General features: G+C 64.2%; 13 protein-coding genes and 1 tRNA gene. 7 read left to right on the top strand and 7 right to left on the bottom strand.

Annotated features, from left to right (window positions below; translation table 11 throughout):
* From K4A76_RS02485 to K4A76_RS02470, 4 genes are all read left to right on the top strand, one after another.
* Positions 1-711, top strand: a complete 711-nt coding sequence (locus K4A76_RS02485; protein ID WP_274411462.1) for an ABC transporter ATP-binding protein — start codon at positions 1-3, stop codon at positions 709-711.
* Complete coding sequence (locus tag K4A76_RS02480; protein ID WP_274411461.1) at positions 711-1,976, top strand: ABC transporter permease; 1,266 nt, start codon at positions 711-713, stop codon at positions 1,974-1,976. The genes K4A76_RS02485 and K4A76_RS02480 overlap by 1 nt, the downstream gene beginning before the upstream one ends.
* 108 nt (positions 1,977-2,084) lie before the next feature.
* A complete protein-coding gene (locus K4A76_RS02475; protein ID WP_274412258.1) occupies positions 2,085-2,597 on the top strand; it encodes a DUF3299 domain-containing protein in 513 nt (170 codons plus the stop codon).
* A gap of 109 nt (positions 2,598-2,706) precedes the next feature.
* Positions 2,707-3,390, top strand: a complete 684-nt coding sequence (locus tag K4A76_RS02470) for an OmpW/AlkL family protein (protein ID WP_009685701.1) — start codon at positions 2,707-2,709, stop codon at positions 3,388-3,390.
* On the opposite strand, the gene K4A76_RS02465 is transcribed toward K4A76_RS02470, so the two are convergent.
* Complete coding sequence (locus K4A76_RS02465; protein ID WP_274411460.1) at positions 3,378-4,583, bottom strand: MFS transporter; 1,206 nt, start codon at positions 4,581-4,583, stop codon at positions 3,378-3,380. The genes K4A76_RS02470 and K4A76_RS02465 overlap by 13 nt on opposite strands.
* Positions 4,584-4,684: 101 nt before the next feature.
* On the opposite strand from K4A76_RS02465, the gene K4A76_RS02460 reads away from it, so the two are divergent.
* On the top strand, positions 4,685-5,128 hold the full coding sequence (locus K4A76_RS02460; RefSeq protein WP_125855112.1) for a winged helix-turn-helix transcriptional regulator: 444 nt from the start codon (positions 4,685-4,687) through the stop codon (positions 5,126-5,128).
* Positions 5,129-5,429: 301 nt separating this feature from the next.
* On the opposite strand, the gene K4A76_RS02455 is transcribed toward K4A76_RS02460, so the two are convergent.
* The 3 genes from K4A76_RS02455 to K4A76_RS02445 all read right to left on the bottom strand — a co-directional run bounded on the left by K4A76_RS02455 (position 5,430) and on the right by K4A76_RS02445 (position 8,147).
* Positions 5,430-6,362 (bottom strand): NAD-dependent epimerase/dehydratase family protein, encoded by a 933-nt coding sequence (locus K4A76_RS02455; protein WP_054913705.1) that lies wholly within the window; start codon positions 6,360-6,362, stop codon positions 5,430-5,432.
* Positions 6,355-7,239 carry a sugar nucleotide-binding protein gene (locus K4A76_RS02450; RefSeq protein ID WP_082416229.1) on the bottom strand — a complete coding sequence of 295 codons (885 nt, stop codon included), beginning with the start codon at positions 7,237-7,239 and terminating at the stop codon, positions 6,355-6,357. The genes K4A76_RS02455 and K4A76_RS02450 overlap by 8 nt, the downstream gene beginning before the upstream one ends.
* Positions 7,240-7,337: 98 nt before the next feature.
* Positions 7,338-8,147 carry a helix-turn-helix domain-containing protein gene (locus K4A76_RS02445; RefSeq protein WP_274411459.1) on the bottom strand — a complete coding sequence of 270 codons (810 nt, stop codon included), beginning with the start codon at positions 8,145-8,147 and terminating at the stop codon, positions 7,338-7,340.
* 178 nt (positions 8,148-8,325) lie between these two features.
* Between K4A76_RS02445 and K4A76_RS02440 the strand changes: the two genes are divergently transcribed.
* Complete coding sequence (locus K4A76_RS02440) at positions 8,326-9,768, top strand: alanine/glycine:cation symporter family protein (protein ID WP_110676885.1); 1,443 nt, start codon at positions 8,326-8,328, stop codon at positions 9,766-9,768.
* Positions 9,769-9,839: 71 nt separating this feature from the next.
* Positions 9,840-10,826 carry an asparaginase gene (locus K4A76_RS02435; RefSeq protein ID WP_443218410.1) on the top strand — a complete coding sequence of 329 codons (987 nt, stop codon included), beginning with the start codon at positions 9,840-9,842 and terminating at the stop codon, positions 10,824-10,826.
* Between the two features lie 36 nt (positions 10,827-10,862).
* On the opposite strand, the gene K4A76_RS02430 is transcribed toward K4A76_RS02435, so the two are convergent.
* The 3 genes from K4A76_RS02430 to selA form a co-directional block, all read right to left on the bottom strand.
* Positions 10,863-10,958: transfer RNA gene (locus K4A76_RS02430), tRNA-Sec, on the bottom strand.
* 6 nt (positions 10,959-10,964) lie between these two features.
* Entirely contained in the window at positions 10,965-12,887 is a 1,923-nt protein-coding gene (gene selB / locus K4A76_RS02425; protein WP_274412257.1) for a selenocysteine-specific translation elongation factor, read from the bottom strand.
* Entirely contained in the window at positions 12,884-14,311 is a 1,428-nt protein-coding gene (selA, locus tag K4A76_RS02420) for an L-seryl-tRNA(Sec) selenium transferase (RefSeq protein ID WP_009685690.1), read from the bottom strand. Before selA ends, selB begins: the two co-directional genes overlap by 4 nt.
* Between the last annotated feature and the right edge of the window lie 160 nt (positions 14,312-14,471).

Below are 14,471 nucleotides of genomic sequence, written 5' to 3'. Positions count from 1 at the left end.
ATGAATCAGGCACTGATTGAACTGCAGGACCTGGTGTTCGCCTGGCCAGGCCAGGCGCCACTGCTGGACATCCCGGCGTTTCGCCTGCAAGCCGGTGAGGCCCTGTTTCTCAAAGGCCCCAGCGGCAGTGGCAAGACCACCCTGCTGGGCCTGCTGGGCGGGGTGAACCGAGCGGACCAAGGGCGAATCCGGCTGCTTGGCCAGGACCTGGCCGCGCTGGGCCAAGGTGCACGCGACCGGTTCCGCGTCGACCACACCGGCTATATCTTCCAGCAGTTCAACTTGCTGCCCTTCCTGTCGGTAAGGGAGAACGTCGAACTGCCATGCCGCTTCTCCCGCAGCCGGGCGGAACGGGCCATCCAGCGCCATGGCAGTGTCCACCAGGCGGCAGGCGAACTGCTCGCCCACCTGGGGCTGGGCGACCCGGCACTGCTGGCACGCCGTGCCGACAGCCTGTCGATAGGCCAGCAACAGCGGGTTGCCGCAGCCCGCGCGTTGATCGGTCAGCCCGAGCTGGTGATCGCCGACGAGCCGACCTCGGCGCTGGACGCCGACACCCGTGAGGTGTTCATCCGCCTGCTGTTCGACGAGTGCCGCGCCGCTGGTGCCAGCCTGCTGTTCGTCAGCCACGACCAGAGCCTGGCGCCGCTGTTCGATCGCCACCTGTCGCTGGCCGAACTCAACCGTGCCGCCAAGCCCGTGGAGGCCTGATGTACCTGCTCCGCCTTGCCCTGGCCAGCCTGGCCAACCGCCGTTTCACCGCTTTTCTCACGGCCTTTGCCATCGCCCTGTCGGTATGCCTGCTATTGGCCGTGGAGCGGGTGCGGACCGAGGCCCGTGCCAGCTTCGCCAGTACCATCAGCGGTACCGACCTGATCGTGGGCGCGCGCTCGGGCTCGGTGAACCTGCTGCTGTATTCGGTATTCCGGATCGGCAACGCCACCAACAACATCCGCTGGGACAGTTTTCAGCACTACGCCCATGACCCACGGGTGAAGTGGGCGATTCCGATCTCGCTGGGCGACTCGCACCGCGGCTACCGGGTAATGGGCACCACTGCCGACTACTTCGAGCATTACCAGTACGGCCGCAAACAGCACCTGCAGCTGAACCAGGGCCGCGAATTCGCCAGTGACCCGTTCGAGGTGGTACTGGGTGCCGAAGTGGCCGAGGCACTGCATTACAAGCTGGGGGACAAGCTGGTGCTGGCGCACGGTGTGGCCGCAATCAGCCTGGTCAAGCATGACGACAAACCGTTCACCGTGGTGGGCGTGCTCAAGCGTACCGGCACACCGGTCGACCGCACCCTGCACATCAGCCTGGGCGGCATGGAGGCGATCCATATCGACTGGCACAATGGCGTGCCGGCACGTGGCGCCGGGCGCATCAGCGCCGAGCAAGCACGGAGCATGGACCTGCAACCTGCCGCCATCACGGCGTTCATGCTGGGCCTGAACAACAAGATCGCCACGTTCAGCCTGCAGCGGGAAATCAACGAGTACCGCAACGAACCGCTGCTGGCGATCCTGCCTGGCGTTGCCTTGCAGGAGCTGTGGAGCCTGATGGGCACGGCCGAACAAGCCTTGTTCGTGGTTTCGCTGTTCGTTGTGCTCACGGGCCTGATCGGCATGCTCACGGCCATTCTCACCAGCCTCAACGAACGCCGCCGGGAGATGGCGATCTTGCGTTCCGTAGGGGCCAGGCCGTGGCATATCGCCGGGCTGCTGGTGCTGGAGGCGCTGTCACTGGCGGCAGTCGGCATCGTCGCCGGGCTGGGCTTGCTGTATGCGGGTATCGCCTTGGCACAGGGGTATGTACAGGCCAACTATGGTTTGTACTTGCCGCTGGCGCTGCCGAGCGCTCATGAATGGAGCTTGCTGGCTATCATCCTGGGGGCTGCACTGCTGATGGGCAGCGTACCAGCGTGGCGCGCCTATCGGCAGTCGTTGGCCGATGGCCTGTCCATACACCTATGAGTGCGCGTAATGATCAAACACCTCACCGCCTGCTTCGCGGGTAAACCCGCTCCTACATCGGGTCGCGTTCCCCGTGTAGGTGCGGGTTCACCCGCGAAGAAGCCGGCACTGCAAAAGCTGCTGATCCTGCTGCTTGTGGCAGCGATGCCGCTGTGGGCCGCCGAACCCAGGGAGCTCGACTGGCCAGCGCTGATCCCGGAAGGCGCCCCGGTCATTCCACCGCAACTCACCCCCTTGCACGACATGTCGCAATTGAGCAACGCCCTGGCCGCCGAGTCTGCGCCAGCAGCCCGGCAGCAGGCGCCGAACGCGCCGGTGGTGAAAAGCCTCGATGGCCAGCAGGTCAAACTGCCCGGGTATATTGTGCCGCTGGAAGTCAGCGAGGAGGGGCGCACCACCGAGTTTCTGCTGGTGCCTTACTACGGCGCGTGCATCCATGTGCCGCCACCGCCCTCGAACCAGATCGTGCACATTTTCAGCGAAATGGGCGTGCGCGTCGAAGACCTTTATCAACCCTACTGGATCGAGGGAAAAATGCAGGTCAAAGCCTCCAGCAGCGAACTGGCCGATGCCGGCTACCAGATGGAAGCCGAAAAAATCTACGCTTATGAGCTGAAGTGAGCGCTATTACCGGTTCATGAAGACGCTTCGTTGAGCTGGGTCAAACATTCTGTTTAGACCCATCCGTACCATTGGACTACTCGATTATTAACGTCCTCTGGGAGCTTCCATGAACAAGTCCTTGCTCGGGGCCGCATTCGCGGCACTGGCCTTCGCCGCCCCTGTTGCCCACGCCCACCAGGCGGGTGATGTCATCGTTCGCGCCGGTGCAATCACCACTGCGCCGAATGAGAGCAGCAGCGACCTGAAATTCGACGGCAACAAGGTTTCGGGCACCAAGGCGACACTGGACAGCGACACCCAGCTGGGCCTGGCCTTCGCCTACATGCTCACCGACCACGTTGGCCTGGAGCTGCTGGCGGCTACGCCGTTCAAGCACACCGTAGGCGTAAAAGGCCTGGGTGGCGGGCTGGACGGCAAGCTGGCCGACATCAAGCAACTGCCGCCAACACTGTCGCTGCAGTACTACCCGATGGAACCGAACTCCAAGTTCCAGCCGTATGCCGGCGTAGGTATCAACTACACCCTGTTCTTCGATGAAGACCTCAGCAGCGCCCGCAAGCAGCAGGGCTTCAGCAACCTGAAGCTACAAGACTCGGTGGGTATCGCCGGCCAGTTGGGCATGGACTACATGCTCACGGACAACCTGCTGGTCAACGCCGCGGTCTGGTATGTGGACATCGACACCAAGGCCAGCGTCAACGGCCCCACCGCGCTGGGCTACAGCAAGACCAAGGTCGACGTGGATGTCGACCCATGGGTGTACATGGTCGGCCTAGGCTACAAGTTCTGACCGGAACACTGCAGGGCGGCTTCGGCCGCCCTTGCGCGTTGCAGCCACAGCCAATAAGCCAGGGCCGCCGCGCTGATGGCCATGCCCAGGCCGCACACCGCTACCCAACCCCAGTGCGCATAACACCAGTTCGCCAGCACCGCCCCCACCCCGCTCCCCAGCGAATAACAGCACATGTAGGCCGCAATCAGGCGGCTGGCCATTTCGCCACGCCCGGCCACCAACACCGTCTGGTTGGTGACATGCACCGCCTGCACGGCAAAATCCAGCATCAGCACGCCGAGGACAAAGGCCATCACGGATTGCCCGAGCATGGCCGCGGGCAGCCATGAAAGCGTCAGCAGCAACAGCGCCAGCCCCGTGGTCCGCTCACCCTGCCCCTGGTCGGCCAAGCGCCCGGCACGCGATGCGGCCAACGTGCCCGCTACACCTGCTAGGCCGAACAGACCGACCTCGGTATGGCTGAACGCCAATGGCGCAGCGCTGAGGGGCATTACCATGGCACTCCACAGCACGCTGAATGCAGCGAAGATCAACCCGCCAAACACGCCACGCTGACCTAGCAGCCGGTCGTGCCGGTAAAGGCTGAACTGGCCGGCGATCAGTGCGCGGAAGCTGGTGCGATGCCGGGTTGCAGGCACGGCGGGCAAGCTGCGCCACATCACTGCGGCCAGCGCCACCAACAGGCTTGCAGCCACCCAGTACACGCAGCGCCAACCTGCCAGGTCAGCCAGCCCGCCGGAGACCAGCCGCGCCAGCAAAATACCCAGTACCACGCCACTGGTGACGGTACCTACCGCCTGCCCTTGCTGACCGGGGGCGGCCAGGCTGGCAGCGTGCGCCACCATCAATTGCACCATCACGGCCATCAGCCCGGTGATGGTCAACGCCAGCAGCAACACCGCCCAGTTCGGCGCCATGCCGACAGCCGTCAGCGCCAGCGCCGAGAACAGCAGTTGGCCCAGCAGCAGGCGCTTGCGGTTCACCCGGTCACCCAGCGGCACGACCAACAGCAAGCCCAAGGCGTAGCCCGCCTGGGTCGCACCAACCACCCAACCAATCTGCTGCCGCGCTACCCCCAAGTCGGCAGCCATCGAGTCCAGCAACGGTTGCGCAAAGTACACCGTTGCCACCGCCATGCCGCTGGCAGTGGCAAGCAGTAGCGTTATCCAGCGTGTCAGTGAAGGTTGCATGGCCCGACCTCGTCAATCTGGTTTCATTTTGAAACTACCTGCTGGCTATTTAACAAACGTGGTTTTAATCTGCAACCAGTCATTCAGGACAAGGAGCCTCCATGCTCGATGCAAACAACGCGCAATGCCCCGTCGCCCGGGCCTTGGAAGTGCTGGGTGACCGCTGGGCGCTGATGATCCTTCGCGATGCTTTTGATGGCTTGCGTCGCTTCAGTGAGTTTCAGAAGAATCTGGGGCTGGCGAAGAACATCCTCGCCTCACGGCTCAAGTGGCTGGTGGAAAGCGGTTTGCTGGAGCTGCAGCCAGCCTCGGATGGCAGTGCCTACAAGGAATATGTGCTGACTGGGAAAGGGCGCGCGGTATTTCCGCTGGTGGTGGGTTTGCGGCAATGGGGGGAACGGTATCTTTTCGAGGCGGGTGAAACGCGTTCAGCGCTGGTGGACGCCGGCAGCGGGCAGGGGCTTGAACCGTTACAGGTGAGAAGCCTGGATGGGCGGATGTTGAACCCCGAGGACTGCGTGCGCAAGGTGGTGCGCCATGGCTGATCCTGGGGCTGCTGCGCAGCCCTGTCGCGACACAAGGCCGCTTGTGTCTTGAGAGAGGGATCTGGTGTTGCCTCAGCCGAAGAGGGTGTAGATCAACAGCCAAAATGCAGGACTCGAAGATCACACGGTTCCTGTGGGAGCGGGCGTGCCCGCGAACACAGGCGCAGCCGGTGCCAGACACCGCGTCGCCTGCTTCGCGGGCACGCCCGCTCCCACAATGAATCGCGCAGGCTTTTCAAATTTTGAGAAAGACAGTTGCTCCTACAGGCCGTGCAGGCAGGGCAACGCTTGGCCCGTGACTTCAGCTTTTACCCAGTAGCCGGGCCAGCCCCTCGACCATCGGCGTAGCCTGCGGGAATGCAAACCGCGCCAGCAAGCGCTGGTTATCGGCCCGCGAATGGCGAATATCACCGGCACGCGCCGCCGCGTAGGTCACCGCTGGCAAGCTGCCCACGACTTTCTGCAGCGCCGCGAGCATCTGGTTGATCGACGTTGCCTGGTTGAGGCCGATGTTCACCGCACCCTCCTCGACCTGCGGCTGCTCCAGTGCCTGCACCATCACTTGCACGAGGTCGCCTACATACAGGAAATCGCGGGTCTGCTCGCCATCCCCATACACGGTGATCGGCAGGCCCTGCACAGCACGCTCGCAAAAGATGCTGATAACCCCGGAATAGGGCGAGGACGGGTCCTGGCGAGGCCCGAAAATATTGAAGAAGCGGAACACCACCGGCTCCAGCCCGTGCTGACGGCGGTAGAAGTCCAGGTATTGCTCACTGGCCAGCTTGTCCACGGCATAGGGCGTCAGCGGTGCCTTGGGCGTATCCTCGGCGATCGACTCGCCCTCGCCATTGTTGCCGTACACGGCGGCACTGGAGGCGAACACCACCCGGCGCAGACCGTGCACGCGCATGGCTTCACAAACATTGAGGGTGCCGATGAAATTGCTCTGGTGGGTACGCACCGGATCTTCGACCGAGGCCTGCACCGAAGCCACTGCGGCCAGGTGCACCACGGCACTGCAACCTGCCGCAGCCCGCATGACCAGAGCAGCATCGGCGACATCGCCTTCGATCAGTTCCAGCCGTGGGTGGTCGACCTGCAGGTTGTCCCGCCGGCCAGTGGACAAGTCATCGAGAATGCGTACGGCGTAGCCTTTGTCCAACAACGCATCGCACAGGTGGGAACCAATGAAGCCGGCACCGCCGGTGATCAGGATGGGGGCATCAGCCATGGCGGTAGAAACGGTCCAGTAGGGGCGGCAAGCCGGCGCGCCAGGCACGCGGCTTGATGCCAAAGGTATGAAGAATTTTCTTGCAGGCCAATACGGCATGCTGCGGCTCTTCGCTGGCATCCGGCCGCGCGGCATGCGCTTGCGCCGTGGGTGCCTGCACTGCCAGCTGGCGATATTGGCCGGCCTCGGCCAGGATCGCCTGGCCCAACACCAACGGCGTGGTCGCCTCGTTGCCGGCGTAATGGTAGGTGCCCCATAGCGGCGCGTTGCAATCGAGTTGCTTGAGCACAGACAGGATCACCCGGGCCGCATCGTCCACAGGTGTGGGATTGCCGCGCCGGTCATCGGCCAGCAGCAACTCGGCCGGTTGCTCGGCACGGGTCAGGAAACGACCGAGCGAGCCATCGATGCTTTCGTCCAACAACCAGCCAAAGCGCAGCAGCACATGTTGCGGGCACGCCGCACGCACGCTCTGCTCGATCCGCCACAAGGCCTGGCCACGCAGCCCCAGGGGTACGGGCTCGTCCTTCTCGCTGTAGGCAGTGGCCCGCGAGCCATCGAATACCCGGTAGCTGGAAGGCTGCACCAGGGTGATCTGGTGGTGCTGGCACAGCTCTGCCAGCCGCTCGACTGCCCGCTCCTGCTGCGCCAGGCGCGGCTCGCTGACCGACTCGGCCTGGAACCAGTCGAAGTAATAGGCCAGGTTCACCAGGGCATCGGGGCGATGGTCGTCAAGCAACTGGGTCAGGCTCGCCGGCGTCCAGCCGTTCTCGGGCGGGCGCGGCGCCAGGAATGCGATGTCCTCCTCGGCCCCAAGACGAATCAGCGCTTGCCCGAGGGCATTGCCACCACCCAACAGCATTAGGCGCATACGCATAGAGTCAGCAGATCCGGAGAGGTTGATTAAGGAAAGTGGGTCATTTTGCGGTTTCCGGGCGGGGAAGTCCAACCACAGGGTTTAATGAGGCAAACCGCCTATTCAATCTCAAACAAACTGTTGCGCAACGGCCCCACGCTCAGCCGTGCCCTGACGTCATCATCTATACGCGGATCATCCGGGCGGTACAGTTTGACCTGTCGGTAGGCATTGATGCGATTGATCTCCTCACCCAGGTACTCCCACACCACCCGTGTGCAGGCCGGGTTGCGCCGGTCGCCGCTGGAAACCCCGGCCTTCAGGCCGTTCAGGCGGGTGATCCGGCTTTTGAAGCTGGGAATCAGGATGGTCTGGCTCATTTCGTTGAAGGTCAGCGACTCGTAGTCGATGAGGAATACCCGGTCCTGCAACTGAAACGCCGCGCCCAGATAGCGACAACGGACTTCAGCATGCAGGTCCGTGGCGCTGGAGCGCTCCTGCCGCTCCTGGCGCTCGAACAGAAAACGCCCCCGCTCTTCCCACAGGTGCACCAGCGACACCAGGATCGTGCCAGGCACCGACATGCAGTTCGAATACTCGAAGTAATAACCGCAATACCGCGACAGGTTGCCGGCGTGCTCATGCAGCGGGCGGAACAGTTCACTGATCGGGTCGCTGGGTTGTTCGACCAGGGTCGAGACGCGGGCACCGATCAGGCGGGCGAACTGCTCGGCAGGCAGGTTCAGCTCGTAATCCTCGACACCAAAGAAATCACCGATGCGTTTCAGGTTGAAAGCCGTCGGACGGCTCTGCCCGCTGAGGTACTTGTTGAACTGCGCTCGGTTGATCGAGAGCTGGCGGCAAACTTCGGAAATAGAGCGGTAGTGGCTGCAAGCCAGTTTGAGGTTGGTAGCGAAATGCTCACTCATGTGCAGAATCCAGGTGACGCGAATGACGCCATTGTAGCATCAAGTCGCATCAAGTCAGAGCAACCCGCGAAATTGTAACGACTCTTGTCATGGCCAACCATGCGCCCCAACGAATAGCGGTGCGCCTGCCGTCCGCTGATCAATCCACACGAAGAATAAGAATCGAGGTCATTTTCCAATGCTCGAAGCACTCAACGATTTCCTCTCGGGGAAACTCCTCATCGTGCTGATCGTCGGTCTCGGCGGTTACTTCACCATCCGTTCGCGGTTCGTACAGTTCCGCCATTTCGGCCACATGTTCGCCGTGTTCAAGGAATCGCTGCGTGGCCAGGCAGGCCAGTTGAGCTCCTTCCAGGCCCTGATGCTGAGCCTGGCTGGCCGCGTGGGCGCCGGTAACATCGCCGGGGTCGGCATTGCCGTGACCCTGGGCGGCCCTGGCGCGGTGTTCTGGATGTGGGTCACTGCCCTGGTCGGCATGGCCAGCAGTTTCTTCGAATGTACCCTGGCCCAGGTGTACAAACGCGCCGATGGCGACGGCTTGTACCGTGGCGGCCCGGCCTACTACATCCAGCATGGCCTGAAGCTGAAAAGCATGGCCATCGTGTTCTCGATCCTGCTGCTGGTGACCTACGGCTTCGCCTTCATCGGCCTGCAGTCGTACACCGTTACCCATTCGCTGCAAAATGCCTTCGACTTCAAGCCAAGCCACACCGGGCTGGTGCTGGCCGTGCTGCTGGCCATCACCTTCATCGGTGGCATCAAGCGCATCGCGGCGGTCTCGGACCTGCTGGTGCCGGTCAAGACCCTGGCCTACATCGGCGTGACCCTGTACGTGATCGGCACCCAGATCGACCACGTACCCGCCATGCTGGAAACCATCTTCAAAAGCGCCTTCGGCCTTGACCCTGCGTTTGGCGGCCTGCTCGGCAGCGCCATCGTCATGGGCGTGAAGCGGGGCGTGTTCGCCAACGAAGCAGGCTTGGGCAGTGCACCGAACGTTGCGGCCGTGGCGGCAGTGAAACACCCGGGCGCGCAGGGCGTGGTCCAGGCCTTCAGCGTGTTCCTCGACACCTTCGTGATCTGCACCTGCACCGCACTGCTGATCCTGCTGTCGGGCTTCTACACCCCAGGCTTCGAGGGCGACGGCATTGTCCTGACCCAGAACTCGCTGGCCGCGGTGGTGGGTGACTGGGGCCGCGTGTTCGTCAGCGTTGCGCTGTCGCTGTTCGTGTTCACCTGCATTCTCTACAACTATTACCTGGGCGAGAACAGCCTGCAGTTCCTCAGCCGCAACCGCGTGGTACTGATGGTGTTCCGTGGCCTGGTACTGGCGCTGGTGGTGTGGGGTTCGATGCAAGACCTGTCGACCGTGTTCGCCTTCGCCGACATCACCATGACCTGCCTGGCCTTCGTCAACCTGATCGCCCTGGCCCTGTTGTTCAAGATTGGCCTGCGGGTGATGCGCGACTACGACGACCAGCGCAAGGCCGGTATCAAGCAGCCAGTGTTCGATTCGACCAAGTTCGCCGACCTGGACCTGGACCGCAACGCCTGGCCAGCCAACCCTCAGCTGGAAACAGCCGCTGACAAAGCAGCCGTCCAGGCCCAGCCACAGCGCTGATATCCTGCCCTGCCCAAGCCGCCCCGTCCGTGGGCGGCTTTTTTCTCCGCTCACCGCCACGGATGCTTTCCATGCGTGCAGTCAAGAATCTTCTCGTTCTCTATACCGGTGGCACCATCGGCATGCTCGAAACCCCGGAGGGCCTGGCACCGGCCGGCGGTTTCGACGGGCGGATGCGTGAACACTTCGCGCAACTGTCCGATGCCCCCCAGCTGCAGTGGACCCTGCAAGAGCTGAACCCGCTGCTGGACAGCGCCAACATGCAACAGCACAACTGGCTGGCCATGCGTGACGCCATCGTCACGGCGGTGGACGCTGGCCATGATGGGGTGCTGGTGCTGCACGGCACCGATAGCCTGGCCTATAGCGCGGCTGCCTTGTCGTTCCTGCTGCTGGGCTTGCCCGTGCCGGTACTGCTGACCGGTTCGATGCTGCCGGCCGGCGCCCCCGACAGCGACGCCTGGCCCAACCTGTGTGGCGCGCTGCGCCTGTTCGAACAAGGGCTGGAAGACGGCGTGCAGCTGTACTTCCATGGGCAGCTGGTGCACGGTTGCCAGGCTACCAAGTTGCGCAGTGAAGCGTTCGATGCGTTCGTTGCCCTGCCGCGGCATCGCGACAGCCAGCGTGCGGCAGCCATCCCGGCCGAGCTGGATTACCGCCAGCCGCGCCAGCCGGTCAACCTGGCGGTAGTGCCCGTGTTCCCGGGGCTGCAGGCCAGCCATCTGCAGGCCTTGCTGGGCAGCGGCGTGCAAGGCTTGCTGCTGGAGTGCTATGGCAGTGGTACCGGGCCGTCGGATGACCTGGCGTTGCTCGAGGTACTGCGTGCAGCGCGCCAGCGCGGGGTGCTGCTGGCGGCAATCAGCCAATGCCCTGAAGGCTCAGTGGTATTCGATACCTATGCGGCAGGCAACCGACTGCGTAGCGCGGGCCTGGTCAGTGGCGGCGGCATGACCCGCGAGGCAGCGCTGGGCAAGATGGTTGCGCTGCTGGGTGCAGGGTTGGATGTGGAATCAGCAGAACGCTGGTTTGCCCTGGACCTGTGTGGGGAGCGGGCGTAGGCGCTGCCCGCAACTCGCCCGGGCAAGAAAAGAAGATGGCGGAAGGCAGCGGGAGTCGAACCTGCCCGGGAACGGCTGCCGTCCCCAACCGGGTTTGAAGCCCGGCCGCGCCACCGGGCGCGATTGCCTTCCTTGAACTCAGTGCCTGGCGTACTGCTGGGCGAGGGCGCTGTCAGCGCGAATGTGACGCTGCTCGGCCACCCTGCGGGTCAGGCCGATGCGGTCGAAGTATTCCAGAATCTGCACACTGCGCTTGCGACCGATGCCCAACATATCGCGAAACGCAGCAACCTGCACTACTGAAGTGCCACCCGCCTGCCCCAGCAGCAGCTCTGCCATGCGCTGTAGCGTCGCTGCGGGGTAGAACAGGTCGCGCACCACCTGGTGCACCACGCCCAAACGCGCCAGCTTGCGCAACAACAAACGAACGTCGGCTTCAAGGCAGTTCTCTTCTGCCGCCAATGTCCTGACCCAGGGCGGGTCGAACTGCCCCGCCAGCAACCTGGGCTGCAGGCGCGCCCACAGTGCCTCGTCGGCTTCACTCAACTGGACCTTGTGATCCGGTAAATGCAGCCAGGGGCCACTGGCGGCAATCGCCCCTTCCTCTAGCAGTTCCTCAAGCAGGCTGACAAACGCAGGCCGCTCCAACGGCAGTGCAGTAAAGCGCCGCAGGCGGTCACGGTCGGGGCCCAGCTGATCGGGTTCTTGCTCGTGGAAGCGGGCAAGTTGCGCCAGCACCTGCCGTTTCAGCGCCTGCCACTGGGCGCTGGCGAACAGCAGCTGGCCCTGCCGCGTGGCCACCACCAACACGTTCGCCGGTAGCTGCCAGGTTTCGCGCAGGCGATTGAACTGCCGCTCAAGGCGCTGTGGGTCGATACCACCGGGCGCACTGGCCAGCAGTGCCGGCAGCGCCTGCTCCAGGCCCTGGGCATCCCGCAGCGCCTGCAGCTGGCGTAGACGCTCGGGGCTGCGGCGCTGGCGGCTGGGGGCAAACGGATCGAGTACCCTGCCGCCGCCCAAGGTGCGCTGAGCACGCTGGTCACGCAGCACCAGGCGGTCGCCATGCACGGCCTGCAACGGCGCATTGAGCAGTAACTGGGCAAACATGCGCTGGCCGGCGGCCAGGGTTTCACCTTCCAGCAACGCGACACGGGCCGTCACGTCCTGGGTGCCGAGGTGCACATGCACGGCACTGAAGTGCTCGAACGCCCGCAGCTCGCCCGGCAGCAGGGTCAACTCGATATCCACCCGAACACTGGGCGCGTGCAGCCACTGCGGCAGCAGCCAGTCGCCACGGTGAACCTGCTCTGCGCTCAGGCGTTCGGCTGCGATGTTGAGCGCCACTCTCTGGCCGGCCTGCGCTACCAGCGCGGCCTGGTTTTGTGCATGCAGGCCCCGCACCCGCACCGCCTTGCCGGCCTTGCCCAGGACCAGGGTATCGCCGGCACTCACCCGACCGGCCAGCGCCGTGCCAGTCACCACCACCCCCGCACCGGTAACGGCGAAGGCGCGGTCGATAGCCAGGCGAAAACCGCCTTGCGCACTGCGTTGCCGCACAGCGGTTTGCGCCTGCAGCAAGGCTTGGCGCAACGCGTCGATGCCCTCCCCGCCAAGGCTCGACACCGGGAACTGCCGCGCCCCGGCATAGGGCCCTGGCGCCAGCAGCTCATTGACCTGCGCCTGCACCTGGGCCAGGCGCGCCGGCTCGACGCGGTCGCACTTGCTGATCGCCACCAGTGCCTGGGGGATACCCAACAGCTCGATGATTGCCAGGTGCTCACGTGTCTGCGGCATGACGCCATCGTCTGCCGCCACCACCAGCAGCACCACGTCTATGCCATGGGCCCCGGCCAGCATGTTGTGGATAAACCGCTCGTGGCCCGGCACATCGATGAAGCCCGTCAGCGGTGCCCCTTCGGCCAGCGCCGCGTAGCGGTAACCCAGGTCGATGGTCATGCCCCGCTCACGCTCTTCCTGGCGCAGGTCACCGGCCTGGCCGGTCAATGCCTTCAGCAGTGCGGTCTTGCCATGGTCGATGTGGCCGGCGGTACCAACGATCACTGCACGGGCCCCAACTGCAACGCCGGCAATTGCGCCAGCCATTGGGCTTCGTCGTCCAGCTGGCGCAGGTCCAGCCATAGCGCGTCGTCGTCGATGCGACCAAGCACTGGCACCGGCAGGCCCCGCAGGGCGCGCTCCAGCACATGCAGGCTGCGCCCGCGCAACTTCTTTGACACCTGCGGGCGCAGGCACAGCGCGGCACTGGGCAGGCGCGCAACCGGCTGGCTGCCACTGCCTATCATGCCCAGCGCAGGTTCTACGCTGACGACCCATTGCGCACCAAGGCGGGCCTGGAGGTCTGGCAGCAGGCGTTCGGCCTGGGCCTGGATATCGGCCTGGCCACGGGTCAACAAGCGCAAACTGGGCAGGCGCTCGGCCAACCGGTCCGGGTTGCGGTACAGCGCCAGCACCGCTTCGAGTGCCGCCAGGGTGATCTTGTCGACCCGCAGCGCACGCTTGAGCGGGTTTTTCTTGATCCTGGCGATCAATGCCTTGCGCCCGACGATGATCCCGGCCTGCGGGCCGCCCAGCAGCTTGTCGCCACTGAAGGTCACCAGATCGGCGCCATCAGCCAGGGCCTGGCGCACCGTGGGCTCGGCCGGCAGGCCCCAGCGGGTGAGATCGAGCAAACTACCGCTGCCGAGGTCTTCGAGCAGTGGCAGGTCATGCTGGTGGGCGATTCGCGCCAGCTCGGCGGTCGGCACCTGGGTGGTGAAACCTTGAATGCTGTAGTTGCTGCAGTGCACGCGCATCAGTAACCCGGTTCGCGGGCCAATGGCAGCCTCGTAATCGCGGGCATGGGTACGGTTGGTGGTGCCGATCTCGTGCAGCTTCACCCCGGCGCGGGCCATGATGTCCGGGATGCGGAAGGCGCCACCGATCTCGATCAGTTCGCCGCGCGAGATAATGCCCTCCTTGCGCGCACCCAGGCTGTTGAGCGCCAGCAGTACCGCCGCGGCATTGTTGTTGACCACGGTAACCGCCTCGGCGCCGGTCAGCTCGCGGATAAGGCCCTCGATCAGGTCGTCGCGGTCACCACGCTTGCCGCTGGCCAGGTCGAACTCCAGGTTGAGCGGGTAGCGGGCGGCGGTCTGCATCGCCTCGATGGCTTCTTCCGGCAGCAGGGCACGGCCGAGGTTGGTATGCAGCACGGTGCCGGTGAGGTTGAACACTCGGCGTACCTGGCTGCGTTGCTGGGCGGCCAGACGTTCGCCGGCGCGGCCCAGAAGGATCTCGAGAGACAGTTCGGCGGCACTGAGCTGGCCGCTGCGCGCGGGCTCCCGCAGGTCGTCCAGCAATTGGCGCAGGGCGCTCAAGACCGCATCGCGGCCGTGGCGGTCGATCAGTGGGAGGCAGGCCGGATGGCGCAGGAGGGTGTCGATGGACGGCAAGCGTGGGGTGTCGCTGGCGAGGCTGTTGGACATGCGGTACTACCTAGGATTGATCCGTCGTCGGTACTGGCCTGTTCGCGGGTGAGCCGACCTTCAAAAAAGGCTGCGCAGGTGTCTGATCCTGTACCAGGTCTTTAAGGAAGGGGTTCACCCGCGAAGCAGGCGACTCGGTTTTTCAGTGTAGACACTCACC

Origin of the sequence: Pseudomonas sp. NEEL19 (genome assembly GCF_028751975.1) — a bacterium.
Lineage (GTDB): Bacteria > Pseudomonadota > Gammaproteobacteria > Pseudomonadales > Pseudomonadaceae > Aquipseudomonas > Aquipseudomonas juntendi.
This window is presented reverse-complemented; position numbering and strand designations above follow the sequence as displayed.

Coding starts and splice junctions, on each gene's coding strand:
- K4A76_RS02445 (WP_274411459.1), bottom strand. CDS start 8,147: ATGAGTGAGCATTTCGCTACCAACCTCAAACTGGCTTGCAGCCACTAC.
- K4A76_RS02465 (WP_274411460.1), bottom strand. CDS start 4,583: ATGCAACCTTCACTGACACGCTGGATAACGCTACTGCTTGCCACTGCC.
- K4A76_RS02460 (WP_125855112.1), top strand. CDS start 4,685: ATGCTCGATGCAAACAACGCGCAATGCCCCGTCGCCCGGGCCTTGGAA.
- K4A76_RS02480 (WP_274411461.1), top strand. CDS start 711: ATGTACCTGCTCCGCCTTGCCCTGGCCAGCCTGGCCAACCGCCGTTTC.
- selA (WP_009685690.1), bottom strand. CDS start 14,311: ATGTCCAACAGCCTCGCCAGCGACACCCCACGCTTGCCGTCCATCGAC.
- K4A76_RS02485 (WP_274411462.1), top strand. CDS start 1: ATGAATCAGGCACTGATTGAACTGCAGGACCTGGTGTTCGCCTGGCCA.
- K4A76_RS02435 (WP_443218410.1), top strand. CDS start 9,840: ATGCGTGCAGTCAAGAATCTTCTCGTTCTCTATACCGGTGGCACCATC.
- K4A76_RS02470 (WP_009685701.1), top strand. CDS start 2,707: ATGAACAAGTCCTTGCTCGGGGCCGCATTCGCGGCACTGGCCTTCGCC.
- K4A76_RS02440 (WP_110676885.1), top strand. CDS start 8,326: ATGCTCGAAGCACTCAACGATTTCCTCTCGGGGAAACTCCTCATCGTG.
- K4A76_RS02455 (WP_054913705.1), bottom strand. CDS start 6,362: ATGGCTGATGCCCCCATCCTGATCACCGGCGGTGCCGGCTTCATTGGT.
- K4A76_RS02450 (WP_082416229.1), bottom strand. CDS start 7,239: ATGCGTATGCGCCTAATGCTGTTGGGTGGTGGCAATGCCCTCGGGCAA.